This is a genomic window from Bremerella alba (assembly GCF_013618625.1).
In the GTDB taxonomy this organism is placed as follows: Bacteria; Planctomycetota; Planctomycetia; order Pirellulales; family Pirellulaceae; genus Bremerella; species Bremerella alba.
The window spans coordinates 331,270-357,550 of the sequence record NZ_JABRWO010000005.1; the positions used below are offsets into that span (position 1 = coordinate 331,270).

Annotated in this window: 18 protein-coding genes; 5 read left to right on the forward strand and 13 right to left on the reverse strand. The window is 55.4% G+C overall.

Annotated elements, in window-relative coordinates; all coding sequences use genetic code 11:
• Positions 1–4: 4 nt before the first annotated feature.
• The 3 genes from HOV93_RS10800 to HOV93_RS10810 form a co-directional block, all read right to left on the reverse strand.
• The gene (locus HOV93_RS10800) at positions 5–4,387 is read right to left on the reverse strand and encodes a reprolysin-like metallopeptidase (protein WP_207396510.1); all 4,383 of its coding nucleotides are present in this window, start codon (positions 4,385–4,387) and stop codon (positions 5–7) included.
• Positions 4,388–4,867: 480 nt separating this feature from the next.
• Positions 4,868–6,409, reverse strand: a complete 1,542-nt coding sequence (locus tag HOV93_RS10805) for a hypothetical protein (RefSeq protein ID WP_207396511.1) — start codon at positions 6,407–6,409, stop codon at positions 4,868–4,870.
• A 266-nt stretch (positions 6,410–6,675) separates the two neighbouring features.
• The gene (locus HOV93_RS10810; protein ID WP_207396512.1) at positions 6,676–7,071 is read right to left on the reverse strand and encodes a DUF2784 domain-containing protein; all 396 of its coding nucleotides are present in this window, start codon (positions 7,069–7,071) and stop codon (positions 6,676–6,678) included.
• Between the two features lie 410 nt (positions 7,072–7,481).
• Between HOV93_RS10810 and HOV93_RS10815 the strand changes: the two genes are divergently transcribed.
• Together HOV93_RS10815 and HOV93_RS10820 are read left to right on the forward strand one after the other, a co-directional pair.
• Entirely contained in the window at positions 7,482–8,450 is a 969-nt protein-coding gene (locus HOV93_RS10815) for a DUF1559 domain-containing protein (protein WP_207396513.1), read from the forward strand.
• Positions 8,451–8,596: 146 nt separating this feature from the next.
• Complete coding sequence (locus tag HOV93_RS10820; protein WP_207396514.1) at positions 8,597–8,995, forward strand: carboxypeptidase-like regulatory domain-containing protein; 399 nt, start codon at positions 8,597–8,599, stop codon at positions 8,993–8,995.
• Between the two features lie 78 nt (positions 8,996–9,073).
• Here HOV93_RS10820 and HOV93_RS10825 read toward each other — a convergent pair whose 3' ends face one another.
• Positions 9,074–10,471 carry a hypothetical protein gene (locus HOV93_RS10825; protein WP_207396515.1) on the reverse strand — a complete coding sequence of 466 codons (1,398 nt, stop codon included), beginning with the start codon at positions 10,469–10,471 and terminating at the stop codon, positions 9,074–9,076.
• 7 nt (positions 10,472–10,478) lie between these two features.
• On the reverse strand, positions 10,479–11,951 hold the full coding sequence (guaB, locus tag HOV93_RS10830; RefSeq protein ID WP_207396582.1) for an IMP dehydrogenase: 1,473 nt from the start codon (positions 11,949–11,951) through the stop codon (positions 10,479–10,481).
• A gap of 82 nt (positions 11,952–12,033) precedes the next feature.
• On the opposite strand from guaB, the gene HOV93_RS10835 reads away from it, so the two are divergent.
• Positions 12,034–12,819 (forward strand): hypothetical protein, encoded by a 786-nt coding sequence (locus tag HOV93_RS10835; RefSeq protein WP_207396516.1) that lies wholly within the window; start codon positions 12,034–12,036, stop codon positions 12,817–12,819.
• Between the two features lie 253 nt (positions 12,820–13,072).
• On the opposite strand, the gene HOV93_RS10840 is transcribed toward HOV93_RS10835, so the two are convergent.
• Complete coding sequence (locus tag HOV93_RS10840; RefSeq protein WP_207396517.1) at positions 13,073–14,293, reverse strand: hypothetical protein; 1,221 nt, start codon at positions 14,291–14,293, stop codon at positions 13,073–13,075.
• Between the two features lie 211 nt (positions 14,294–14,504).
• Here HOV93_RS10840 and HOV93_RS10845 point away from each other — a divergent pair, with 211 nt between their 5' ends.
• Together HOV93_RS10845 and HOV93_RS10850 are read left to right on the forward strand one after the other, a co-directional pair.
• On the forward strand, positions 14,505–15,923 hold the full coding sequence (locus HOV93_RS10845; protein WP_207396518.1) for a sulfatase-like hydrolase/transferase: 1,419 nt from the start codon (positions 14,505–14,507) through the stop codon (positions 15,921–15,923).
• 59 nt (positions 15,924–15,982) lie between these two features.
• A complete protein-coding gene (locus HOV93_RS10850) occupies positions 15,983–17,497 on the forward strand; it encodes a sialate O-acetylesterase (protein WP_235990155.1) in 1,515 nt (504 codons plus the stop codon).
• Between the two features lie 20 nt (positions 17,498–17,517).
• Here HOV93_RS10850 and HOV93_RS10855 read toward each other — a convergent pair whose 3' ends face one another.
• The 7 genes from HOV93_RS10855 to hemP form a co-directional block, all read right to left on the reverse strand.
• On the reverse strand, positions 17,518–17,943 hold the full coding sequence (locus HOV93_RS10855; RefSeq protein ID WP_207396519.1) for a carboxypeptidase regulatory-like domain-containing protein: 426 nt from the start codon (positions 17,941–17,943) through the stop codon (positions 17,518–17,520).
• A 64-nt stretch (positions 17,944–18,007) separates the two neighbouring features.
• Positions 18,008–18,979, reverse strand: a complete 972-nt coding sequence (locus HOV93_RS10860) for a DUF1559 domain-containing protein (RefSeq protein ID WP_235990159.1) — start codon at positions 18,977–18,979, stop codon at positions 18,008–18,010.
• Between the two features lie 217 nt (positions 18,980–19,196).
• Entirely contained in the window at positions 19,197–20,036 is an 840-nt protein-coding gene (locus tag HOV93_RS10865) for a hypothetical protein (protein ID WP_207396520.1), read from the reverse strand.
• A 141-nt stretch (positions 20,037–20,177) separates the two neighbouring features.
• On the reverse strand, positions 20,178–21,578 hold the full coding sequence (locus HOV93_RS10870) for a hypothetical protein (RefSeq protein WP_207396521.1): 1,401 nt from the start codon (positions 21,576–21,578) through the stop codon (positions 20,178–20,180).
• 333 nt (positions 21,579–21,911) lie between these two features.
• On the reverse strand, positions 21,912–24,890 hold the full coding sequence (locus tag HOV93_RS10875) for a CHASE domain-containing protein (protein ID WP_207396522.1): 2,979 nt from the start codon (positions 24,888–24,890) through the stop codon (positions 21,912–21,914).
• Positions 24,891–25,039: 149 nt separating this feature from the next.
• Positions 25,040–25,780: an energy transducer TonB gene (locus HOV93_RS10880; protein ID WP_207396523.1), complete on the reverse strand. Its 741-nt coding sequence runs from the start codon at positions 25,778–25,780 to the stop codon at positions 25,040–25,042.
• 78 nt (positions 25,781–25,858) lie between these two features.
• Entirely contained in the window at positions 25,859–26,059 is a 201-nt protein-coding gene (gene hemP / locus HOV93_RS10885) for a hemin uptake protein HemP (RefSeq protein WP_207396524.1), read from the reverse strand.
• Positions 26,060–26,281: the final 222 nt, after the last annotated feature.

The following is a 26,281-nucleotide window of genomic DNA, read 5'->3' on the forward strand; positions in this document are numbered from 1 at the left end:
AGAATTAGTAGCTCAGAAGTTCACTATCCCACTCAGGGTCAGCGAAGACGTCGTCTTCGGCCTCGCCGGCAGTCGATGCGAACTCAAGCTCGTCGGTATCGCTCCACAGCAGGTCACTCTGATCGCTTCCCAGCGAACTGAATGCCTGTTCGGTCGCGAATTCGTCGTAGACGACTTGAGTTTCGAGAGGTTCCCCTTCGCCCGATTCCGATGCGATCACCAGATCGGAAGCAACCACCTGGAACGCTCCATCGGTTCGCGATGCCGGGGCCGTTGTGGCAACCACTTCCTTCTTCGAGATCGGAGCGGCTACTTCAACAACCGGTACTGCCGAAAGCGTTTGCACCGACTCACCACTGACCGGCTCTTGCTCCAGGGCTTCGCCTTGAAGGTGGTAGGTCGACAGGGTATCGATCATCGCCAGCAAATCGAGTGATGAGAAGTGTCCATCCGCATTGATATCGATGAACATATTGAAGTTCGAGGAACCACTTCCGAAGTTTGGCAGAACGCGCGAACCCGAAGTTCGGAGTTCGTTCAGAATCGCGATGTAATCCAAACTGGTTAGGTTGCCGTCGTTATTGACGTCGACATTCAAGTTCTTGTTATTAAAGGCCAGCGGGTTTGCGGTAGTTGTGGTCGCCAAAGGATCAATCGGAGCAACCAAGGTAACCGTCGCCGTTTCGGTAACACCTGTGGAATCTTGAACCATGTACTCGAAGGTAATGTCTTCGGTCAGGTCCATCACTCCGGCGGCATCAAAGATAATCCGCGTTCCGTCTGGCGAGACATAAATATCCAGCGGTGGAACTTCAACGGGGCTGATATTGGTCACACTGCCTGGCACGATCGTCAACGAGCGGTTGAAGAAACTGCTGTCGTTGGCCAAGACATTAAAGACCTGCCCGTCGGTGTCTTCTTCGTAGGTGAAGACATCATCCACGGCAACCAGTCCACTTTCGGCTTCTTGGGTGATGAAGACTTTGTAATCTTCGATTTCACCAAATGCATCATTAGCCGTCGGAGCAATGTCTAGTGTCGGACCAACGCGGAACCGCATGTTGGCAGCCAACCTTGCAAGATCCGGCAGGACCGAGTCGTCAAAGATGTTTTGTGGAATGGTAAACGTATAGTCATGCTGACCCGGTGTCAGTCGGACATTGGTGAAGATACGTTCATTCGCATCATTGAAGTCACCATCTTTGTTCAGGTCGAGCCAGGCGTTCATGATGACATTGCTATGGGCGACACTGGAAGTGATGGTTACCGTGTTGGCTCCCTTCTTAATGCCGTTGCCGAAGAAGACACCGTCATCTGCGATTGGGCTGTTCCCCAGATATGCACCTTGAGCCACCGGCGTGCTTCCACCTAGTCCACCGTTGCCGCCGTCGGAACCGGCGATTACGCCAAACTCGAGCGGGGCACTCAGCGAGGCCGAACCGTCCTCTTGGATGGTGACAAAGACACGACCTTCCGTCGTAACGACGGCCCCAGGACTTGGAACCGGCAGAACCTCGAAAGTACCGGAATAGGCCGAGCGAAGTACGAATTGACCGGCAGTGTTCGACGTGGCGGTTGGTTCGCAAAGACCAATCACACCATCACCGTTGTAGTCAATAAAGAACTTCGCACCACCAACACCCATTTCGAGCGGATCGCGGAAGCCATCCATGTTCAGGTCTTGGAAGGCCAGGCCGACCATGCCTTGAGTAGTACCACCGGGGACGTCCGCTGCCAGAATCATTTCATCGCCGACGAAAGCAATACCTGCGGCCGCGACAGAAATCGACTCGCCAATGTATCGCTGTTCCAGCGAGGCCAGGTCGTTATCGAGTCCGCTGTAATAGAACGTTGCGTCCGCGGCATCTACCATCGTTTCGGTAATACCCAACAACTGACCTTCGACGGTCACTTCAAATCCATCAAGCGGATCCAGACCAGTTTCGGCAGTAGTTGTCAAAACGCCGGATGGCAGGAAGTCGTGGTAAGCATCATCACCACCCGAGGCCCCAACCCATAGGTCGAGTCCACGGTCGTTGACCGCATTAGCCAGGTTATCTTCCACCGTCGCCCACAAAGCCATTTCGCTGTCCGAAAGACCATCTGTCACAGCCGATTCGCTGGAAAGAATGATAATCAGATCGTGTGCGATCAATTCATTGAAAACGCTGGGATCAATGAAGTTGATGTTGTAGAAGTCGGTACGTTCGTAACCTGTCGCGGCTTGTGTTCCGTTGGTGAACGACCAGTCGACGTTACCATTGCCCACGACGGCGATCGAGTACTGAGACTTGGGAATCACTGACGACGTTCCGGAACCACGCAGGAAGTCGAGAATCACTTCGTCGTAGCCCAGTTGTCCGGGATTGGTCCCATCGAGAATGGCATGGTTCGACGCAAAGAAGTTACCACCTACGGCACCTGCGAAAGAAGTGGTACCTTCCGGCAGAGCGACACCGCACGCGTCTACTGCACCCACGCCACCGGCCCCCTGTTCAACGGTCAAGTTGGCGTTGGTGATGTCGTAAAAGACGTTGCCGATCGCTTCGATGCGGAAACGAACTTGATCCGATGCAACATTCGGGACGGTCAGTTCTTCGCTGCCATCGTTGGACGTGCTATCCACCACGGTTTCCGAGAAGGTCAAGCCGCCGTCGATCGACATCGTGATCCGCACGTTCTGGGCGTTGATCTGACCAGCATTGGTTCCGGCGACATCCCACGTGAAGTTAAACGCGGCACCGCCGGTCAGCGTTTCACCCGGGTTAGGATCAATAAACTGAAATGGTGTCCCGGTGTCGACGACAGTAATCAACATGTCGTCGTTGTTGATCGCCGTGTAAGTGCCGTTGTCATCACGAACGGTTACCCGGAAGTTGAGATCGCGATCGGTCGATGGATACGCTTCGCCGATGGACGTCGTGTTGTTGAGCACGTCGGCATACGCGGGGAAATAACGCGAAGGATCAGCCGTCGGCTCGACGAACTTGAAGATCGCATTTCCGCCAGTATCACCGGCGGCAAGTGGGGCTCCGATGCCACCGTCCATTTGTTCCCAAGTGTACGTCAGTGGGTTTCCTTCCGGATCAGAGCCGATGGCGGTCAGCACAAACGGAGTGTTCGCCGGAATGGTATAATCGGCTCCAGCGTCGACGGTCGGAATCATATTTCCGGTAGTGATTCGAGTACCCACATTCGGAATGGTGTCATCGACGTGGGCGATGATTTCATCAAAGCTGTAGGCGCTGAAATAAGGGACAGAGTTGGCTTGAATATCGTCCGGTCCACAGAGACCGGCGTATCCCATAATCGTGGCGCCACTTCCCGGTTCTACAGCGGAACCGTTATTCGGGCCGCCGCAATATGCCCAAGTGTGAAACGCACCAAACTGATGCCCAATTTCGTGAGAGACGAAGTCGATATAGAAGACATCCGATTCAACGTCATTCAGAACAGTAGCACCCTGTGCTTTAATGGCATCAACGCCCACGCTACCTACAGCAGCTAGGCCATTTAGTGCATTCGCATCGTACCCAAACATGTGGCCGATGTCATAATTGGCAACACCAATCGCCGCGTCAATTGCCGTCTGATTCTCATCAAGGACTGTGTTTAAGTCGTTCTGATCCGCATAGGGGTCGGTTGCAGCATCGGTATAAATAACTAGGTCGTTGTTTGCGACCAATTCGAGACGGATCCCTACTTCAGACTCGTAAACACCGGTAATACGGTTGAGGGCCGTAGTTATCCCCGCCAACCCACCGGCAACCGTTCCACCAAAGTACTGCGTATATTCTGCGCTGGCAGCGATTGCCGTCCGATAAACGCGCAGTTCTGTTCCGGAGCTTCGAGCAAAGGTCTCAACATCGAATGCTCTAGCTGAAAGATCCGTAGTGTCCGTTCCATGCTGGTGATCCTGCACATCAATCGGCAGGTCTAAATCCGTGGCAATCGCATCACTGCGGAAGTAAGACGTGTAGTAATCATCTTCCAGGTGATAGTAAGGATCGACGTTAAACGAACCTTCCAGGCTCAAGACCTGGGCATGGAAACCAAGCGGCGTGATGTCCATGCGAAGATTGCCGAAATCGTTGTCCAGCGAATAGCCGACAAAGGTCTGGATGTCGGTATATTTGGCGGCCAATTCCGGGGCCAGCAAGTTGGTCCTGTAGACAGCAAAGCTCTCGAAGGTCCCGTCCGGACGTGGTAGCTCAACCACAATGCCGCTTTGGCCAGAGAACTCATCGGGAGCGGTGCCTAGTAGCCCACGCATTGCGTCTACATCTAAGGCAAGTCCTTCAAAACTAGTGGCAACTTCTTTTGCTTCCTTCCCCGACTCGCTGGCTGGAATCGCTTCGAGAGATTCCCATAAGTCGGCGGAGAGCATCGACCGGGTTTCTAGATGTTCTAGTTGACTTCGATGCACGTCATTAGGGCGACGCTTTGAGGATCTACGGTTGCCGCGGCACTTCATGGAATCACTCCCCTTACGCAGGATGAATCTCAGGTTGTTTCTGGTGAAATGGGCGATCAAGGCGGTCTATATATTGATCGAGCAGGCACGATGAGTATCCGTGCCAGATCAAAAAGTGATCGCAAACAAGCCCAGAATCGAGCCTTACGACAACTTCGTTGGTTAGCCTTGCCCCGCCATTTAGGTAGTTCGACGGAATATACTTAGACTGACGATAGTTACGAATGTTCCGATTTTCTACCCATTTCCCCAGAAATAGACAAAAACGAATCCCCCCGGCAGGATGGTCTCTGCCAGAGAATTCGTCTTAAGTGTCCATTGTGCGCAAAAAAATAAGGTCGACGTGTTCGTCGACCCTATTAATGATTCTTCTAAGTCCTGAACGAGACCACCTTACCAGGTGTACTCGAAACCGACCGTTGGACCGTGATAAAGAGCGTTTCCATTGTCATTGATCGACGCTTGTCGGCCTGCCAATGCGGTTCCCAGAGGCAAAGCACCCCCGGTCTCGAAGTTGAACGAGTCGCTACCCAGGGCAATACCGTCGATGTAAACAATCTGGTAACCGGCTCGCAAGGTTCCGCGAGGAACAATCTTGAAGGTACTCAGGAAGCCTGCTTCGAGCACCATCGAGGCACGTCGCGAAGAAGCTGTTTCCTGAATGATTGTTGCGGCATCGTTCAGTGCGATCGTCGAATCGTAGGTGGCACGGTTACCGTACACACCGATTTCGCCGAACATCGACAAGGTCCAGCGAGTGGTCAGCCGCAGGGCCGAATCCGCACCGAACTGGGCACCGAACAGGTCGTTGTCGGCGTCGATGCTGTAAGCCAGGTTGCCGCTGCCACCTTGCGTGTCGAAGACAGCGTCGTCGTCCACACGGACATAGCGGAAACCAACCCACCACGAGCTTTGCCACCAGCAGTTGGCCGAGGTGAAGAAGCGTCGCATGTTCAACTCGAACGAATCCATGCGATTCGAGGTCGAGAACATCTGCAGAGTGCTTCCTTGGCCCGTCTCAGCGTAACCGCCAACCGGATCCACACCGAAGCCCGAGAAGGCCGATACCAGGTCGCCGTTGCCATAGACAGCCTGTGACGATGCCCAGTTTCCAATGCCGAGGTAGCTGAATTCTATGTAGCTACCAGGCATGAAGGTGCGATTGAGCGACATCCGAACACCACCTTGGTTGGTGAAATCGTAGTTGTCGGTGTTCAGCACTGGGTTGTTGGCAGCACCCTGCGAAGTCAAGTTCGTCGATGTGTTGCCAGGCTCGAACGTGAAGAAGGTCGCATCGACCACCACGTCAGCCCAACGCGGAGCACAACGTCCGCCGTAGGGTGTCATGTCCCAGGCATTGCCAATCCCGCGGCTGAAGCCACAGTAGATGTGACCGCCGGTCAAGCCGCAACAGCCGCCGCATCCGGCACCGCCACAGGCTTCGCAGCCACCGTTGCCCAGGTGCTTGCCCAAGTGACCACCGCCACCTCCGCCCATGCACTGCTGACATCCAGCACCGCTACAGCCTTGGCATCCGGGGCCGCCATGACCACCGAGGTGACCGGCCGGCATAACATTCGGGTCCATCATCGGACCACCAGGTGCCCCCATGGGCATCCCGTAACCGGCTTGCATTACAGGCCCGGGAGCATAGCCCCCGGCCATGCCCGGCATCATCATCTGGCCATAGGGATCCATGGCAACGTAGGGGTTCGCCCCCGGCGGCATCTGCGGTTGCATCTGCGGCCCAAGTTGTTCATCGGACTGAGGCTTATCGTGCCAATCGCCGTTGGCAAAACTTACCACGGCAGACGAATCTTGGCCGATCGTCTTTTGACCGATCTGCTTGGCATAGGTTGTCTTTTCAGCGTTCGCCGGTGCGGCAAATAACACTGCGGACAACATTAAGGCAGTCCACAAGGTAGTGGCTCTCATGGGTTCCTCTTTCGCAATCGAAAGGCAAACTGGATGGCCCAGTGGTCGACAACGGTTGGTGAATTGGCAATCTGAAGGTCGCCCCAAGGGCAAACCTCGAGTGCGACTCAGGTTGAATCTTCGATACCTTCAACACAACCAATCGGCACGGAAACGCAGGAAGAACCAACACTTTCACTACGAGCCGCAGATATTTTGCAAATTAACAGACCGGAACCCTCGCTAGCGTGCCAAATCGGGCTTGCACTGAGAGAAACGGTCTTAATTCACACCGTTTCCGCTGCTGGGCGCTCTCGCCGCTTTTGCCAAGTCAGCACGTTGAGAGTGAGCGACATCCCCAAGGCCACTATTCCAACGGCCGCAGTCGCATAGGTCACCATGACAGGGTCTGAGTCCCAGCCGGTGCAGCCGTCGAGGCAGTACTTAATAAACGAGCCGGGCAGGGGACCTTCACCCAACGCACGCTTCACCTGCCAATGCCAATCGGTGAAGGGACAGTAGCCCCAGCCAAAGAACGGACTGAGCACTGTCCACGAGGCGAGCGTCAATACGATCAGAAGTAAATGAGCCTTCCGTGTTCTCTCAAAAGCCCAGCCTAGGGCATTAAACGCGGTGAGGGCGACATGAAAGATCAGCAAGAAGTAGTCCAGAAAGATAAGCATTGCCACGGATCTCGCACCGTCCTAACAAGTTGAGCGAGTTTTCTCTGACTTGTTAGTACGACGATGCTGGCCCATCGTTCGGTTTTGCCTCTTGCCGAAAAGGGTACTACTGGCCGTATACCAGACTGGGCATTCGTTGCTATTTTTCTAGTTGAAATCCATTCTTCGGAAAACCACATCCCGCCCCTTAGCAACCCACCCTTTATGACTATTTGCCAGTAGCCTATCTTTCCAGATCAAGGCCTCGCTTGACAACTAAGTGATTTACCACGCCATTAATGCCTATGTATAAACGCGCAATAAACGCCCGCCCTGCCATCGCAAAGTTTTATTTATTTGTTATTTTTGCTATTTACTGCTAAAACGCGTGCCTCTTCACTTTCTCTTCTGTTCAGTTTAGGAGCACGCAAATGCGCGGGAAAAATGGTTTCACGCTTGTCGAGCTATTGGTAGTGATCGCAATCATTGGTGTCCTTATTGCCTTACTCCTTCCGGCAGTTCAACAGGCACGGGAATCGGCTCGTCGAATGAGCTGCAACAACAACCTGAAGAACTTGGCCTTGGGTTTTCATAACCATCACGACATTTTTGGCCAGTTTCCAGCTGGGGGAGATGACGGTGCCGCCAACCAGGAAATGTGGGGCTGGGGTGCTCATATCCTCCCGTTTATCGAACAGACATCTCTGTACGACCAATTACGCGTCTCAGAGCAAGATTTAAGAGTCACTCTCGACGACACAACGCTTCGTAATTTGACGCAGACGAAGCTTGATATCTTTATTTGCCCGTCCGACCCCGGCAAACACTTGATGGATGGCGGCCAGATGAACAGCGGTACCGGCCGGCACTTCAACGGTAATTCCAGCGTAGACAACAACTTCCGCGTGGCGAAATCGAACTATATCGGTGTTTGCGGGATGTTCGACGTTGATCATCGCCGCAACAACGGACTGCTGTTTCGTGGTAGCGAAATTCGCTTCGCAGACATCACCGACGGCACCTCGAATACGTTCATGCTCGGCGAACGCAATTTGCGATGTGCCCAAGGTGCATGGGTCGGTAATCGCAATGTGACCGGCGGCGGCCCCCAGGGTGCTGATTACACCATTGGACGAATCACCATTCCTGTTAATCACACCAGCAACGCATCGCATCAATGCGTGGAGGGTTTTGCCAGCCAGCATCCTGGTGGCTCATTGTTTGCCTACGCCGATGGTTCGGTCCACTTTATTTCCGACACAATCGACTACAACAACGACGGTATCAACGGAAATACCCAAGCTGCGGATACGACTCCGCCAAGCTTCAATTCCAGTAATCTCGGTACTTACCAGCGTTTAGGTACTCGCGATGATGGAGCCCCGATCAGCAACGGCTAGTCCCACAGTCCAAGCGTGGAGGTCAACGGAATTTCATCCAATTGACCTTCACGCTTATCTCTCATCATCGTGGGGGTGACTATCCAGCACCGCTCCGGGCATCCCAACCTTATCTCGCCTTACTCTAATTTTTGGGCACGGTAGCCATGCGACGCTTAGTTTGTTTTTCGCTTTTACTCTTGATCGCTTTCCTAGGCTGCGAAACAGGCCACCACGAAGGCGTGACCGGTCATGTTACCCTGGACGGCCAGCCCCTTGCCAACGCCGAAGTCATCTTCACTCCAGCCGAACGTGGCCGACCGGCCATCGCAATGACCGATGCTTCCGGCGCGTATGAATTGGTGTATACCATCAACGAGAAAGGGGCGCCGGCTGGGAAATATATCGTACGGATCCGTACGGCCACTACCACGCCAGGCGAAGACGGACGCGATGTCCAGAGCCCTGAGACAGTCCCTGCCAAATACAATCGCCACAGCGAACTATCCGTTGTGGTGAAAGAAGGGGAAGCAAACCAGTTCGATTTCGAACTTCAGTCGCAATAGCACGCTCAAGAAACGATAGAAGGGCGTACCTGCAGGCAGGCAGCCCTTCTCGTCCAATCGCTCTCAGTAGTGAGTTGTTTAGGGGATCCAGTAAACGGCCCCCAGCACGGCACCAGCCTGGAGGGCGGCACCACGGGCACTTAGCGGCACCGGTGGAATCAGGTGCGGAGCACAGTTGCCAGGTCGGTAGTAACCCAGTGCGTAACGGCATTCGGTCGGCGGGTACATGCCCATCTGGTAAGGCAGCAGTGCAGCACTTCCGAAGAAGTGAGCCCCCGACAGAACAACCTGCGAGATCGGCCCGGTCGTGTGGCCATAGCGTTCCAACGCTCGATCTTCAAAGTACAGCGGCTTGTGGCACAAGGCCGAAGCGGTCCAGTTGACTTCCAGCGGAGCCCAGTGGCGGCCCATGAACGGCTGGTCGGTCCATCCACATTCGTACGGCAAGTTCCAGTAGGCGGTCAGGAAGCACTTCTCGTCGCTGCCCAGGTCTTGGATACGAATCCGCTTGATTTCATTTCCGTCGTCGATCAGCACGCGGCGATCACGAATATCGAGCATACGGCCATCGGCAACGACATCACCTTGAATATTATGCCATTGGCGAGCCGGGGCACTTTGCATCGCTTGAGCCTGCATCGACTCGGCCACGGATGGATCGTCTTCATCCGGAGCGTACGGCGAAGAGATATCGAGCGAAATATTGCGAATGTTGAAACGGCCGAGTTCATTGCGAATTTCGCGGCAGTTGTCCGACTCTTCACAGCAGTTACGATCTTGGTAGACCTGCTCGCAATCGGGATCCGAGTTGTTCGGAATTTCTGGCTGCGTACGGAACAGCGGCGGCGGCAGATTATTGTTGGAACGCGGTGGCGTTTGCTGCGTCATCGGCTGCATGGGGGCCGCTTCAGTCATCGGCTCTACCGCCATCGGCGATTCCATAGGAGCCGCTTCCATGGGCATCGGCTCGGTAGGAGTCGGCTGCATCGGCGTAGGCTCGGTCGGTGCAGGTTGCATCGGCGGCGTCGAGGGATCTTCCAGCATGGGCGATTGGCTTGCCGGCGGTTCTGCGACCGGTGGCTGGCTGGGAGAACTATCAGGACGACGACTTGGCGGAGCCGAAAACCGGCTTGGCGGTTGCGACTGCTGTGCGGTGTACTGGACAACTTGGTCGCCGAAGGGATCGTTGAACGGGTCTGCCGGGGGGAGCGTCGAGACGTTTTGAACGACCGAATGACCGTCTGCGGCGGCCAACTGCACGTGCGAAGCAGGCTGAACCTTACTGGCTGGCTGCTTCGCCGGGGTGCTGACTTGGGTAGAGGGGCGCCACTTGAGGTGGCTTTGCGACGCCGTCGTTTTTTCGATCGGTGTCGCTTGGATAGCCGAAGTGGGCAGGGCACGCGGCGTCTGGGCTTCAGCCACAGCAGCGAACCCGCCCAGTGCTACGCCACCTTGAACCATCAAGGTAGCGAGCAACTTAAAGCTATTCGTTTTCGTGTGTCTCCGGGCTGTAGTTAGGAGACTCTTGAGTGATCGCGATGTCATGAGGATGGCTTTCCCTAACACTAGCCGATGTAACTCGGATAAAGGTGGCGTCCTTGCGCAACTCCTCGATGGTCCGCGTTCCGCAGTATCCCATGCCGGCTCTTAGTCCGCCGACTAGCTGATATACGAACGCGTTCAAATTACCTTTGAACGGCACACGACCTTCAACCCCTTCGGGGACCAGCTTGCCACCATCGGTGACGCTGCCTTGTCGGTACCGCTCTTTAGAGCCTTTCACCATCGCTCCGAGGCTGCCCATCCCGCGGTAAACCTTGAAGGTTCGACCTTGGTATAAGATCACCTCGCCAGGGCTCTCGGCCACGCCAGCGAACAAGCCGCCGACCATAACCACGCTAGCACCTGATGCGATTGCCTTGGTAATGTCGCCCGAAAATCGAACGCCGCCATCTGCGATGATCGGAATTCCATATTTCGCAGCGACCTGACTGGTGTCGTGAATCGCTGTAATCTGTGGAACACCTACCCCGGAGACAACTCGGGTTGTGCATATCGAGCCAGGCCCGATGCCAACCTTAACTGCGTCCGCGCCCGCTTTGATCAAATCTTCGCATCCTTGTGCGGTCGCCACATTGCCGGCGATCACGTCGATGTTCCAATTCTTTTTGATCTCGCGAACAGTCTCGATGACATTCTTGGAGTGCCCATGAGCACTATCCACTACCAACACGTCGGCGTCGGCGTTAATGAGACTTTGAACTCGGTCGAAATCCATCACACCAACGGCGGCTCCAGCCCTCAAACGTCCCATCGAGTCTTTGGACGCTTGGGGGAACCGGTTCATCATGTCAATGTCTTTGATCGTGATGAGGCCCGTTAGTTTGTAATCTTCGTCAACCAGTAAAAGTTTCTCCACCTTTTTAGCCGTTAAAATTTGCTCAGCTTCCGTAAGCGTTACGGTCCCCGTTGCTGTCACGAGGTTGTCTTTCGTCATAACCTCATTGATAGACAGGTCATTCGACTCAAGGAAGCGTAAATCGCGGCGGGTGATGATACCAGCTAGCTTGCCATCAGTTCCGATGATCGGCACGCCCGAAACGTGATGTTGGTCCATCACACGCTTCGCTTCGTTCACCGGTGCTGTCGGTGGTAGCGTAACCGGGTCGACGATGATCCCGTTTGCCGAACGCTTCACTTTGGTGACTTCTTCGGTCTGAACTTCCGTCGAAAGATTCTTATGGATGATCCCCAGGCCACCTTCTTTGGCCAGCGCGATGGCCATCTCCGATTCGGTGACCGTATCCATGGGCGAACTGAGCAGCGGAATGTTGAGGGCAATGTTGGCCGTCAAATGCGTCTTGGTGGTAACGTCCGCCGGCACAAAGTCGCTATAACGCGGGGCAAGCAGCACGTCATCAAACGTAATGGCGACCTTGGCGAAGCGATCTTCCATAGACATTCAAACTCCAGTCAGCTGATGGATGCGAGCAAGTCAGGGTAGAGAAACCCTGTATTATGCACCAAAGCATGCAGGCATGGCAACGCGTGGAACTTTAGGCGAAATCCGCAAAGCAGGGAGACTTACCCACAAAAAAACGACATCGACCGCATCCCTCACGCTAGGTATGGTGCTCAAACAGTTCGCTAAATCAATCGAAGTGGGCAAAAAGGACGAGACCATGCATAGGAATTTACTTGCTCCCTGGGCAGTTCTCACGGGGCTAACCATCGCATTTCCGGCAACCGCAGCCGAGCCGGCACCAGCACCGCCGGAGATGGTTACCTTTAAGCTCTCGGCTTACGAAAAGTCGGACGGGCCCACGCCTAAACTCCTCGCCTCACCCACCATCATGACAGTGACCGGGCGAGAAGTGAACTTCCGCAGCGCCGGCCAAGTGAAATCGAAATTCGATGCCAGCCCCCATGACATCGGCACCCAGTTCACGGCCATGATTCATGCCAACGGCAACGACAAGTACGAACTAAAACTCCAGGCCACCCTCGGCAACCTCAAAGCTCCCGAGCAAGACCCCGACACCGAGTGCTTCATCGAGCAAAAGCTGACGCTCCGAACCATCGTTAACTCTGGCGTGACGAAAAGGATCAACGTCTCACCCGGCCGCTGGTACAGCATCACCATCGAGAAAGCGACCCCCAACGCCCAGCCCGGTGCCGGCACCATCCCCGGCACGTCGATACCCAAAACGACAAATTACCCCAGCAACACCTCGTCGCCGGCCCCGAATGTGACTCCCACCACCGCTAAGCAGGACCCCAACTTTCGCTACGTCGAAAAGCCCCTTAATTACGTCGAGAGATAATCAGGCTCCGAAGCCCGAGACCACGTCAGCGACTTACACCAGTGCCCTCGTAAGTCGCTCGCCTCTTAAGCCCTGTAAGGGCAGCCGAATATAGCCAGGGCCGTTCGAGCCCCTGGTTCTTGCCAATCAACCACGCCAGCCCTGGCGAAGGCGACCGAAACGCGTGTTAAGTATCCGCCCGGCCTACCAGGCTTTAGGATTGCCGCGCTCTAATGCACGGGACATTGCCGAGTCTTCACGAGACGACTCTCACTCAGCTTGAAAAGTAGATCCCCGCCAGTTTCGGTCCATCTGCGGTCTGAATCAGTGCGCAATCCACAATTAAATATCGACGGATCTTTCCGCTGGCGTAGGCGGAAGACTTCCCGTATTCGCAGCGAATATCCCCCAGGTAGTTTTCGATACTGACCTCGTCCGGGGCGAATAGATTGTAGTCTTTCTCGAATTCAGATCGCCACTCGCTGACCGTCTCTTCGGCATTGCCGCGCGATAACCAAATTTTGTTCAACGGTTCCCAGCGACTACGCCGTTGACGCCGAATCGTCATGTACTCAAGCGCTTCGCCGCGAAGCGATTCGATGAAAAATTCAGCCGCCTTGTCGAACTCCTGGTTAAAAAGGGCCTCAGCGAAAGGGCGGAAGTGTTCGGCCATCGCCTTCTTATCGACGCTGGGGGCTTTCGCCTTGGCAGGCTTCTTGGGCTCGGCTTTCTTCGGCGGCTCCTCGATCGCCGCTTGCTCGCTCAGACCCTTCGGCAAGATACCCAGCGGGCACTTCTCGGGTTCCAGCGGTTCCATGTCCAATTGGTAGCCGCGTTCCAGCGGCGAGAGTTCATCCTGGTCGGTCGCCGGCGTTAGCTGGATGACGAAACCCAGGGGCTCCTGATCGTCGTTGTCCTCTTCAATCTTCCCTTCCGGGATCGCGTCGACATCTTCGCCCTGCAGCAGAGCATATTCCATCAGCCAGCCGGGGAACTTCTTACGAGACCGCGTCTGGCGAAACCACGGCAAAAAACCTTTCCAACCTTCACGCCGCGTCACGCGAAAAGCATTGTAAGAGCCCATGAGCGTGTACACCGTAACCAGGTACTCGCCCGGGGTCACCTCGAAGGTCTGGAAATACTCGCCGTATTCCTCCTCTTGCTCTTTCGCGTCAATCTCGTTGAAGACGTACGCGTTACCGCCCGCTACGGCCAGCACCCCGACACTAAGATCCAACTTGCCGCAACCCTGCTCGATCGCTTCTTCTCGCTCTTGCTTATTGGCTTGGCCAAAAACAACGCGCGCGAAGATACCATCATCCTGATCCAGGTTAACAGCCACCAGTTGCTTGGCCGCGACCGCCTTGGCCAAACCATCGGTCGTGCAGTCGAGACTTCGCTTCGAGCTTCCATTAGAAACAAAGAGGGCCGTAGACTCGTTGTCCAAATCGACATCAACGCGGCGATTGCGAGTATTGAGTTTCTGCTGGGTCATTTCTTACCAGTTCTTAGGGATACCGTTCACAGAGTTTCGGGTTGATCTTAGCAAACCGAGTTGGGTCTTTCATCTTTCTTGAGCCGTTCAGGCAGACCTTATCTGAACTTTCACACGGTGCGACAACATTTGGAAGTCGCGATTCGCCCCTCTATACTAAGAACCTCCTACCCAACCACGCTTCATTCTTCTTTCAAATTAAAACACCATCATGCGAACGCTTCTCTTGAGCTTCGTGCTCGTGCTGCTGGCCTCTTCCCATTTGGTCGCTGATACCACGCGTCCCAACATCCTGATCTTGCTGGGGGATGACATCGACCGCGATTCACTTGGCCCGTGGGGTGGTCAGGCACATACGCCCCACCTCGATCAACTGGCCAAAGACGGTATGCGACTGGATAGCGTTTATGCGAATGTCGCCATGTGCGCGCCGTTTCGGCAAGAGCTTTACAGCGGTCGCACCGCTTGGCGAACGCGAGCCATGCCTAATCACAGCAGGTCGGCCGGTGGCACCAAGAGCCTGCCGCACTATCTCCAACCGCTGGGCTACCGCGTGGGATTGCTCGGCAAAAAGCACATTGGACCGGCCAACGCTTACCCGTTCGATAACCTCGGCGACGTGACCAAGAAGAACGATGGTAACCCTGAACTGGTTAAACGCGCCAAGGCCTACATGACCGAGGCCCGCGATGCAGGCAAACCGTTTTGTCTGGTGGTTGCTTCGCACGATGGCCACGGACCGTACACCACCGGCGATCCTTCGCAGTACGATGCCAATGCGTTAAAGCTAGAAACCGACAAGATCGACACGCCTGCCTATCGCCAAGCCCTTCGATTGCACCTGGCCGAGGTGACCAATCTGGACGCGTTGCTCGGCAAACTTCGCGGGGTGCTTGCTGAAGAAAAACTGGCCGGCAACACGCTCGTTCTTTTCTGCAGCGAACAAGGCAACGCGTTCCCCTTCGCCAAGTGGACCTGCTTCAACGATGGCCTGGCCAGTGGCGTCATCGTCGCGCTGCCTGGTACCATCCCTGTCGGAAAAAGCAACAAGCAACTCACCTGGATCGCTGATATCGCACCGACGCTACTGGAAGCGACCGGCGGCGAGGCTTCTCTGGAAGACTTCGACGGCAAGAGCCAATGGCAGAACTGGACCGGCGGAAACCTGCCTATCCACCGCTACGCTTATGGCGCGTTCACCAACTGCAACATCATCGATAACCGCGACCGCATCTTTCCGATCCGCTGCATCCGCGACGACCGATATACGCTGATCTGGTCGCCGCGACACGAGGAAGAGATCACCTCGAACACCACGCTCACCCAGGCCCTGGCATGGATTGAAGCCGATCCGACCGACGGCAAAGCCAGCCCAGCGGCAACCTGGGTCCGCAAGGCGAAGCGAACCAAGCCCGAGAAGGACGACCAACTTGTTCACCGCTTACATCACCGGCCTGAGTGGGCTTTGTACGATCGTACGACCGACCCGGAAGAACTAACGAATCTGATCGACGATCCTCATCACGCCAAAGACGCCGAGCGACTGAAGCAGGAACTCCAAACTTGGTTAAGTAAATGGGACGATGCTGATCCGGTGGTTACCGAACGCGGATTTGTGAACCAAAACTAGTAGCCAACTTTCACCGCGACCAGCTTTTCCATTCACTACTCCTACCGTGCGATCCTCCCATGATTTCCCTCCGACTGATGACTGCGTGCCTCCTTCTGCTTGCCACCGCTGGGCCTTCGCTGGCCGAACTTCATGTGGCCAACATCTTTCAAGACCACATGATCGTCCAGCGCGATGTGCCTGTGAAGATCTGGGGCAGGGCAGGGGGCGGCGAGAAGCTGACCGTTCGGTTCGCTGGGCAGACGATCGAAACGACAGCCGACGCGGACGGAGCGTGGTCGGCCACGCTTAAACCGCTTGCGGCAAGCCACCAGGGGCAACCACTTCACATTGACGGCCAGACCGAGTCGAAGGTCATCCGCGATGTGCTTGCCGGCGAACTGTGGCATGCCTGTGGCCAATCGAACATGGCCATGAATGTTGGTCAGATGACCCAAGAGCTTTCGGTGGTGGAAGCTGACATCGCCGCGGCCAACTTCCCCTCGCTACGCTTCTGCCGCATCCATGCCGGCCCCATGACCGGGCCACTTGAGGACCTTTCGTCACCGCCAAGCTGGACCGTTTGCACGCCGAAAACCGTAGCCGGCTTCTCTGGCGTCGCGTTCTACTTCGCCCGGAAGCTTCAGCAGGAACTCGACGTGCCGGTCGGCATCATCGACACGTCGCGGGGTGGAACGCCGATCGAACCGTATATTCCTCGCGCTGCGTTTACTTCGCATCCGACCCTCGAAAAGGAACGCGAACTGGCCGATCGCCAGGACCTGGAAGCCCTGCGGCGGTTGTCTGGCGGCGTGTATGCTCGCGACGCGAACTGGCTACCGGGCCGGTTGTTCAATTCTCGCCTGGCTCCCATCATGCGGCTGCCGGTACGGGGTGCGATCTGGTACCAGGGCGAATCGAATAGCGGTACGCAAGAAGACCCCCACGACTACGCGCACAAGATGCGAGCGCTGGTTAACGGCTGGCGAAAGGCCATGTCCCACGAGGACCTGCCGTTCTATTTCGTGCAGCTTCCTGGCAGTGGCGCCGGGGCAGGGTGGCCTTACCTGCGAGAGCAACAGAGGCTTGCGACCGACGTGCCGCATACTGGCATGGTCGTTACGCTGGACATCGCCGGGGGCGGAATCCATCCGGCCAACAAAATCGACGTCGGGCAGCGACTTGCTCGGTGGGCGCTGGCCCACGATTACGGCCAGCAAGTTCCTTTCAGCGGTCCGATGTACCAGCGGCAAGAGATCGACGGCAATCACATCCGTCTGCATTTCAAGCATGCGTCACCACGCCTGATGGTCGCCACCAAGCCTGGCTTGCATGCCCCTCAACAAACGCCAGGCGGCAAGCTAACTCACTTTGAAATCGCAGATACCGAAGGCCGGTGGCACGCTGCCGAAGCCACCATCGAAGGCCAAAAGGTAGTCGTCACCAGCCCGAAAGTGCACACACCGATCGCCGTGCGGTATGCCTACGCAGTCTCACCGGAAAGCGTTCCCCTTTACAACCAGCACGGTTTGCCGGCGTCTCCGTTCTGCACGAAGCCAGAACTGCTGAAGTACGATCCGCAGCTACCGAAGTAATGAACAAGCCGTAGCCGAACTTACTTACTCTCCAGCTTAAAGTCATGCGTCTGCTGGCCAGGTTGGACGTCATAATCCAGCGTGGTTTTCGAGTTGTATTTCGACGGCACTTCTTCTTTCTGGAACCAGACTTTGCCAGACTCTTCGTCCCGCTTTTCGCCACCGTTGGTGATGGTGACGGAATTCATGCCGACGGTCGCGCCTGCCTGGCTACCGGTGTACCTCATGGTGTACTTGCCATCTTCGCCCGTCTTACCGTAGGCAGGCCTTCCACCTTTTGGCTGGAAAGTAATCACGGCGTGTTTCAGCGGCTCGCCATCGAGGGTGATGGTGCCGCTGACTTCGCCCAGGTTGTCGTACTTTTCGCCGCCACAACCTACAGCGGTCATCACTGCGGCACCCAAAAACACCAACAACATGGGATGCTTGATCAACAAAGAAAACATGTACAAGGTTTCCTGCATGGACAATATTGAATACGGGAAGAAGAACAAATCAAACCGAACAGACCTAATACTCGCCGACCGGCTGGCCATCGTTGCGAGCCCCTAACCTCTCGTAGACCGAGTCGATATTGTTGTCTTGCAGCGGATCGTGTTCGATCGTCTCGGGAATGAAACGCACCGAAGCGTCCATCAGCATCGCCATCACGCCGCCGGGGTGATTACTGGAAAGATTGCCGTTTAATCGCCAATTGTCAGGATGATTCGAGTTTGGCGAAAGGGCCGTAGAGGCCATCGCGTCGTAACGATGGTCGCAAGAGTGCGTGGTCGCCGCTGAACACGCCCACACGCCTGCACGATAGTGCTGACTGCCCAAACGGTTGCAGCGTTCTCCGACACCCAGGACATTACTGGTGCCGTCGGTCAAGTCCGAGAACTTCAATCCACGGTTGACGATGAACGAACCGGTTTGCGTATCGTCGTTGGCGAAAGTGCTGGAGTCGCCATCTCTTTTGAAGTGCGCCATAGCAACGTAATTCATCGTGGCGATATCATTTGCCCCGCGCGACATCGACCAGCCAAGATCAGGGTTCAATTCTCCCGTCGTGTCCGAGGGGCAGCGGTAGCCGCTGATAGGGATTTGCATCAAAGCCAACTGCGTGGCGTCTTGATACGCTTCGTCCGCGTACACGCCCTGCGAAATGCCCAGGCCGTCGTGTAGTGACTGCTGTTCGATAAAGGGAAGGATCAAGGCCGACCAATTCCAGGCGCTCGGTGATGTAAGGACATCCCAAGTGGCCGAGCGGTCGTAGTTCACGATAATCCCCGGCGGAAAACTACCGTAAGTGTCGTGGTAGTTATGAACAGCGAGACCAACCTGCTTCAAGTGATTGCTGCACTGCATCCGCCGAGCCGCCTCGCGGGCCTGTTGCACGGCCGGCAACAGCAGGGCAATCAGTACCCCAATAATGGCGATAACAACAAGCAGTTCGACTAGCGTAAACGCACGCCGCGACAGCGTTATGTGCATCGATCGCATAAGACAACTCCAGGCAAGATGGGTGAGGGGCAGGAGAAGGAAAGGATAATTTTGAAGTTATCTGATAAAATAAACGACACTCATCAACAATTCAACATGCGTTTGCGATTCTTAGGTAAGCATAAGGGTGCGCAACGTTGGATCAGCAGAGAGATTGGCTGATCGCGTAAGATATTCCGGGACCTCGGCCACGCCGTGGGGGTCTTCCCTCAAGCCATTATTTGACGTCGTCGAACACGCGACGTTGTTGACGCTTGTTGCGAAAGTGACCGGTCTTGGTGGTCGTTGGCTTGATGGTCTCGACGGCGACCTCATAGTTCAACAGCTGAACGGTCGTCTTCGACTTGAGCTTGCCGTTGGCGTCGTAGGCCGTCATCCAGGTTCCCACGACAAACCCAGGCACTTCAGTACATTGGGCTTCGACCGTCTCGGTGGTCTCGTCAGAAGCGGTCGTCTTTTGCACGATGAACGCGACCGTCTTGATCTCGGTCAGCACAGGGTAGGGCTTATTTAATGCGACCACTTCGGAAACCATCTCCTTCTGTGGCGACTGGGCACCTTCGGGCGTGAACGTGTGTTCGCGGCGAAGAATAAACGGAGGAGTATCCGAACTGTAATAGATCTTACCCGTGATTTTTGTCGGCTCGTCAAGAACCTCCATCTGGCGGACTTTACAGCTGTAAGACTTGCCCAGAATCGAAAGCTTCTGTTCACCGCTAGGGGTGATGCGTACGCGCTGCGATCCGCTTTGACCATTCAGCCCACTGCGGAACTCACGAATTGGCTTCTCGAATACCTGGCCGCTAACTTCTGACTTGGCTTCTCGCTGCAGGACAATATAGTCCTTGCCAACTTCCTTCAAGCGAACGGTCAGCGTGGTCGTCATCGACGAGACAAGCTCGCCCTCTTTGAACGTTTCGGTGACCTGCTTCACTTGCTTCCACGAGCCTGCCGGAAAACTGGCCCACTCGTGATGTTCGTGCGGGACAAGCAGTTCCTGCGCTTGCCCAAGCATGGGCAAAATCAGCACGAACATCATGGCAACCGCACGAAGCATCAATCATCTCTTAAGAAGGATAAGTCTAGGCTTAAACGACCCCAAGCAGCGGGCGCGCAAAACGAACACTGCTTAAAGCATATCTTGCCTAAGCTACCTTATCCTGGATTAGATTGTAGCCAAGAGGGTCGATTTACCCTTTCAACTCTCGCTTTTTTCGATATTTCCACTGCCACCCCCCTCGTTGGTATTGTTTTCTGGCACCAGCTTGCTCACTAATTGGGCGTCATTTCGGGGGAACAGGGTTCGTAAATCGAGAACCACTTCATCCTCATTTTGGCTCCAGCAAGCCACGGTGGGAAAGCCTGCCAGGTGAGCCTGAAGCGTTTCGGCTCCTTCCGGCGTGGGTCGGAGAGTCACATGCCGGCTTGGCAACTTGATCCCGCCAGGAAGAACATACGCCTCGGCGGGACTAGTCACAGCCTCCGCAATCCAAGGGGAAACCGAGAACTGCTCGGCGAGTCTTGTCGCGCGAAGATCCAAGTTTTCCTCGGAAGTCGACAGAAGAGACAACGTCGGGATCCGGTCATCAACGCGTTCGCCTGATTGATGAATTCGCAGCGTCACTTCCAACTCTGCCAGACTCGCCGGCGTCGCCTGCAAGTAACGGGCAATCGGCAGTTCCGACAATTGAGAAACGCATTGGGCTTTGCCCAGCACGATGGCGCAACCAGGACCACCCAGCAGAAACCCACCACCCATTAAAACGGCGTCCGCTCCGGCTTCGATGGCTTGCTTCGCGCTGCATAGGCCTAGCTCGTCATGGATCGCATCGGGCAAGAGCCCCGCCACCCCTAACGCCACCCACAGCGATACGCCAGAAGCTTTCAGCGTCTTGATTGCCTCGAATGTCGGCGGAAAGACATTCGCCCCACTGACATCGAAGTTCGTTTTGTCGAACCACAGCAGATGCTCGGCGCTTCCTTCGATCTCATCGGCCAGTGCGGCCAGGTCGATCTGATTACTCGATCCGACTTCCTGAATGCCTGCTTCTTCCAACAGCTTCGGCACGGCGATCCGGTCGAACGTCGACGACATCTGCGATCGCGGTACGAGCGTTTTCTTGCTGCTCATAGCTTGCGCGAGCAGATAGACGGCTGCCTGTCGGTCACTCACAATCAGGGCCGCCTCGGCACCGGTCATTTCGCACAGCAGCTGCTCGATGGCCTGATGGTAGTTTTCCTGGGCGGTCGCTTGCCGATAGTCGTGTCGCCGAGCATGCGCTTGGACGAGAATCTCTTCTGCTATCGGCCCGACAGGAAAATCGGCCCCGAGCACCTGCCCGGTCGCATTGATTCCCTCTGGCCGGCTGAGCCCTTGCTCTCCCAAAATCCAATCCGAGATCTCACTGGCCAGGCTCTGCAGCGACCCATACGGCAGCGTTGGAGCAGCCTCCATGGCCAACTTCTGGTACGGCTGAAGATACGCCTTCACGCCAGCGGCGACTGTGCTGCTGGAAACCTTGTGAGCCAAGTCCTTCAGCGGCCGCAGTTCCATCAACTGCGAGATAGACGGAATACGATTGACGTTCGATTCAGACATAGGGGCAACTCTCCTCTAAAGATGAAGCATGTTCCTATTATGCCTGCTAAGTGCCCCGACCTGAATCGGTGGGTACCCGAGAATCTTTTTTCTCCGCGACCAGGCAATCCTCGATGCCACCGCTCAACCCTTGCTATCGCCAACAAAATTGCTAGGCGCTCTATCTCACTGAAACGCTTTACCCAAAGCATGACCTCTTAGCCCCAAGTCACGTCCCCGCAAACGTAGGGATCACGACAGAGCGTTCTCAACCAGGAACGCTCTGCAGGTGGTCGTGCGCAGGTGGAAGCACTTCGTGTGCTCGGCCTGAGGGGAAATGGTGAAATTGCCGTCTTACGTTGTCGCCGACATCGCTTCAGGATGGTACTGCTGAAGCACTTCGATCAGGCGTTTGCGGTCGATCGGCTTAGTGGTATAGCTGCTGCAACCTGCGTCTAAGCATTTTTGCAGGTCTCCGGCCATTGCGTGGGCGGTCAGAGCAACAATCGGCAACGTGCATCCCTTATCGCGTAGTAGTTGCGTTGATTGATAACCATCCATTTCGGGCATTTGCATGTCCGTGAGTATGACATCGAATCGGGCAGGCACTTCCAACGGACCGTCGATCGTTCCGTCTTGGGTGACCTGTTCGATGGTCAGCTTTCCGTTTTCAACCGTGACAACTTCCGCACCAGCCTTACGAAGATGGAACGAAATCAGGCGAACGTTGTCTGGTCCATCTTCGGCCAGCAAGATTCGCATTCCCTTCAATGCGACGGTCGACAGTTTCGTCGATTCGTCGAGACCTGTTTTCTTCTGGGCAGCTGCCGAACATGCTTCGTCGGGGGTCAGCCAGTTATTCTCGTCAATTTTTTCGATCGATAAGGAGAGACTAAAGACACTGCCGGCGTTCGGCTCGCTGGTAACGTTGATATCGCCCCCGAGAATCTGGGCCAGGCGTTTGCTAATCCGCAGTCCAAGGCCAGTGCCACCGAAGCGTCTGGCGGTCGAGTTGTCGGCTTGCACGAATGCTTGGAACAGCTTTCCGAGCTGATCTTCGCTCATGCCGATGCCAGTATCTTCGACCGAGAGACGCAGGCTATTCTCGGATTTCACGTAGCAAACACGAAGACGAACCCGACCGATCTCGGTGAACTTGATCGCGTTACCCAACAGGTTGACCAGAATCTGCCTCAGGCGGATCGGGTCGCTATGGATAATCATGGGGATCTTGTTTTCGATGATTGAGTCGAGCGCCAACCCCTTGGCCGAAGCTTTGACATGCATCAGATCCATGACGTCGCGAACGAGTGAATCGAGACGCATCGGTACCGACTCGACCGTCATCTTGCCTGCTTCGATTTTCGACAGGTCAAGGATGTCGTTGATGATCGCCAACAGATGCTCGCCGTTGCGGCGAATGGTATCGATGTATTCCTTCCGCTCGGGCTCCACAACATTGGGCTGACTATAATCTGCCAAAAGATCGGTATACCCCAAGATCGCCGTCATGGGTGTCCGGATTTCGTGGCTCATGTTGGCAAGGAACTCGCTCTTACTTTGATTGGCTCCCTCCGCCTTTTCGCGTGCTTCGCGAAGATTGGCCTCCGCTTGACGCTGCACGGTAACGTCGCGCAGAGCCGCCAAGAGGTACGTTTTCTTGTACTGAAGCGTGGGATTCTCGAACACGACCGCATGCAATTCGATCAAGCGGTTGGTTCCACGAAGTCCTGTCATTTGGAATTCAACACAACAGGGATGCCCTGTCATGGCATCGCACAAACTACGAATGACCAGATTGTGCGCTTGCTTGGGCAACTGATCGAGGATCGAGATACCACGAAGTTCTTCCTGGGACTCAGCCTCCCACAGTTCCAGACCGGCCGGATTGGTATCTAGGACACACCCATCGACGTCCAGTAGATTCACTCCCACCGGTACATTTTCAAAGATGGTGTTAAACCGCCGAAAGCCTTCTTCGGCTTCCTCTTTGGCAGCCTTGAGGTCAACGGTCATCGACTCGGCCAGTTGGATGGCCCGTAGCCGCGACGTGCCCAGGTTCCATACCATCATCGCGAAGAGGATGGTCAACGTAGCCCCGAACACCGTCGTAAAAATCGGACGTAGAAAGAGACCGCTAGTATCGAAATTAGGGTTGCTGTTGATCTGCACGGTCCACCGCCGACCACCAAAGCTTAAAGGATAAGACTTGGAGAATACCGGCACGTATTGGTGCCCTTGCTCCTCGTCTTCAAAGTGAAAGCCATGACCGCAAAACAGCTTATTAGAAAGATCGATGGCCATCGTGTCGTAAACTTCGACGTCCACCTTGCCGTCGCCTGAGAGGAGAATACCGTCCAGGGCTAACTCCGACGTAATCGGCATGTAGACCCAACCCAAAAACGCGGCTTCACGCTGCTGGGCTGTTTCGAGCGGAACGCCGGTCTGATAAACGGCCAGATAGTACAGAAATCCATTGTGATTCAGTTGGTCCTGAACCAGATTAATTTTGGCGGTCAGGGTCGGCACACCGGTCGCGCGAGCTTTTTCTGCGGCCACGCGCCGATTGGTCTCCGAACCGACGTCCAGTCCTCTGGCCGCTTGATTTTCGGCATACGGCTCGATGTGACAGATCACGAAATAATCGTCATGCTCGTCCAAGCTACCTGCCGTTTTGATTTGAAAGTCTTCGCCTAGATTCTCCTGAGCCCAAGCCACGAACGGGCCGGAGTTATCTTTCTGGACACTTCGAATGAAGCCCTGGCCCATGGCCCCTTGAAAGTACACCTTAGGATCGACCACTCGGCAATATTCGCGGAATTCTTGCAGAGTGAGTTCTTCGCTTGCCTCGTGCAGACCACGCAGGGCTCTTAGTCCGTCCTCGAATTCGTTCATCCGCCGAGCAACTTCCGTTTTGATCCGTTCGCTCAACGCATCGAAGGCGACTTCCGATTGGCGATGCGACTCGCAGGCCATCCAGTAGGCGATGAAACCGGTCAGCGTGACGCCACAAGCGAGGACTAAACCCACTGGCTTCATCACGCCGGATGAGACCAGTGACGTTTCAGGAGACGGTCTCCGTCCCCAAACGGTTATCAGTCGAAAGATAATAATCGGAGCGGCAATAAGCAGAGTGACGGCCATTCCCAGCAGGCGCAAAGAAAACAACGGCCATTGCGGGGCCACCAGAGGCAACACGAGCATCGAGATGACTTCCGCCAGCATTACCGTGCCGACAATTTCTGCCACGTTTCGCAGTAGATGTCTGTTCGTCTGCACGTCTGCCCCGGACAACCAATGTCTCGTATCGCCAGGCACCCATTGCCCAGTCATCAGAATCGTTATCGGTTACCTACTGAGCCCCGATTTCCAAATCGTCAACTATCCCCATGCAATTCGACTTTCCGCAGTTCAATCAGGACGAAGATGTTGAACGTGCCGATTGTTCCGATTCCTCACACGAGGGGGAAACCCGAGCCATCTCAACGTAGAAACCGAACCGGCATGAGTCTCACAACAGCTACCGGCTCGCCGGCTTGGGTGGCTGGAATTCCTTTCCACAGACGTACCGCCCGAAGGGCCGCTTGATCGAGAATTTCGTACCCACTGCTTTTCGCTACACTCACCTGGCTTACCTGGCCATCGGGGGCAATTGCAATCCGCAACAAGACCTCCCCTTGCCAGCCATTGCGAACCGCCTCGGCAGGGTACCTTGGGGGCGGATTCATCGAGAAGTCGGGGGGCGTTTCTCGCGTAGTCCCTACCGGCATCGGCACCGCAGAGGCCATCACCGCAACCGGTACCGGTCGCGAGTGCCGAGGTAGTGGCTTTGTTTGAGGTTTGGTTTCGTTTGGCTGCCGCTTAAACTGTCGACGCTCGGCCCGTTGGACTTTGGGAGTGGACTGCACCGTATTGACCAGCAATTCGGCCGTTTGCCGAGTCGTCTCGATCCGCAGCGACTCTTTTGCCAACGGTGCGTCTGGCTCGACATCGATCGTCGACTCGACGGCATCCATCTCGCTTTGAACCAGCTGCACAGGCTCAGGTTCACTAAGAGGAACCGGAGGAGCGAACGTCGCAGAAACGGTCACGGCCTGACGCTGACCCGCGAAATCGACCGGCTGAAATAGCGCCATGCTTTGCCAAGCAAGCACCGTCACTAGAGCAAGATGGCTCCAGGCCGAGAAATGGATCGCAAATCGCGTGGTCGTGAGTCGTCGCATGAAAACAGCCGAATCACGGCTGAGAACAACCGCAGGAGCAGGCACAATAATGCGAGCCCCTGAAAACTCACGGGGCTCTTATTTCGTTAAATACAGGCGACCATTGGAGGTCGCTTTCAAACAATAGAGCGTCCCGTCATGATTAATCCACACTTGTCGGCGGCCTTGCAGGAGGTCGCCTGAGACAATTGCCGTTTGACGCTGTTCATCTACGTTAGGGTTGGCAGTGGGGCGGTCGGTCACTTGAGTACCGCCCATGCCATCATAGCTTCGATGCATAGTGCTGAACACTTCCTGCTAAGGGAATCGGATGAACGCCCTGGCGAGCATTCGGTTAACTTTCTAGAGTTATCCTTTCCTCAAAGGTTTCCTCAAAGGAATTCGAAAAAAGTTCCCTGCTCAGAGTGCAACTATCGCGCCGGTTGGTTTTTCCCTTCGTTTTGATCTATCGGAGAACAATTCTGTCGCGCCAGGCGACACGCATGTCGTCCTCGGTAACAT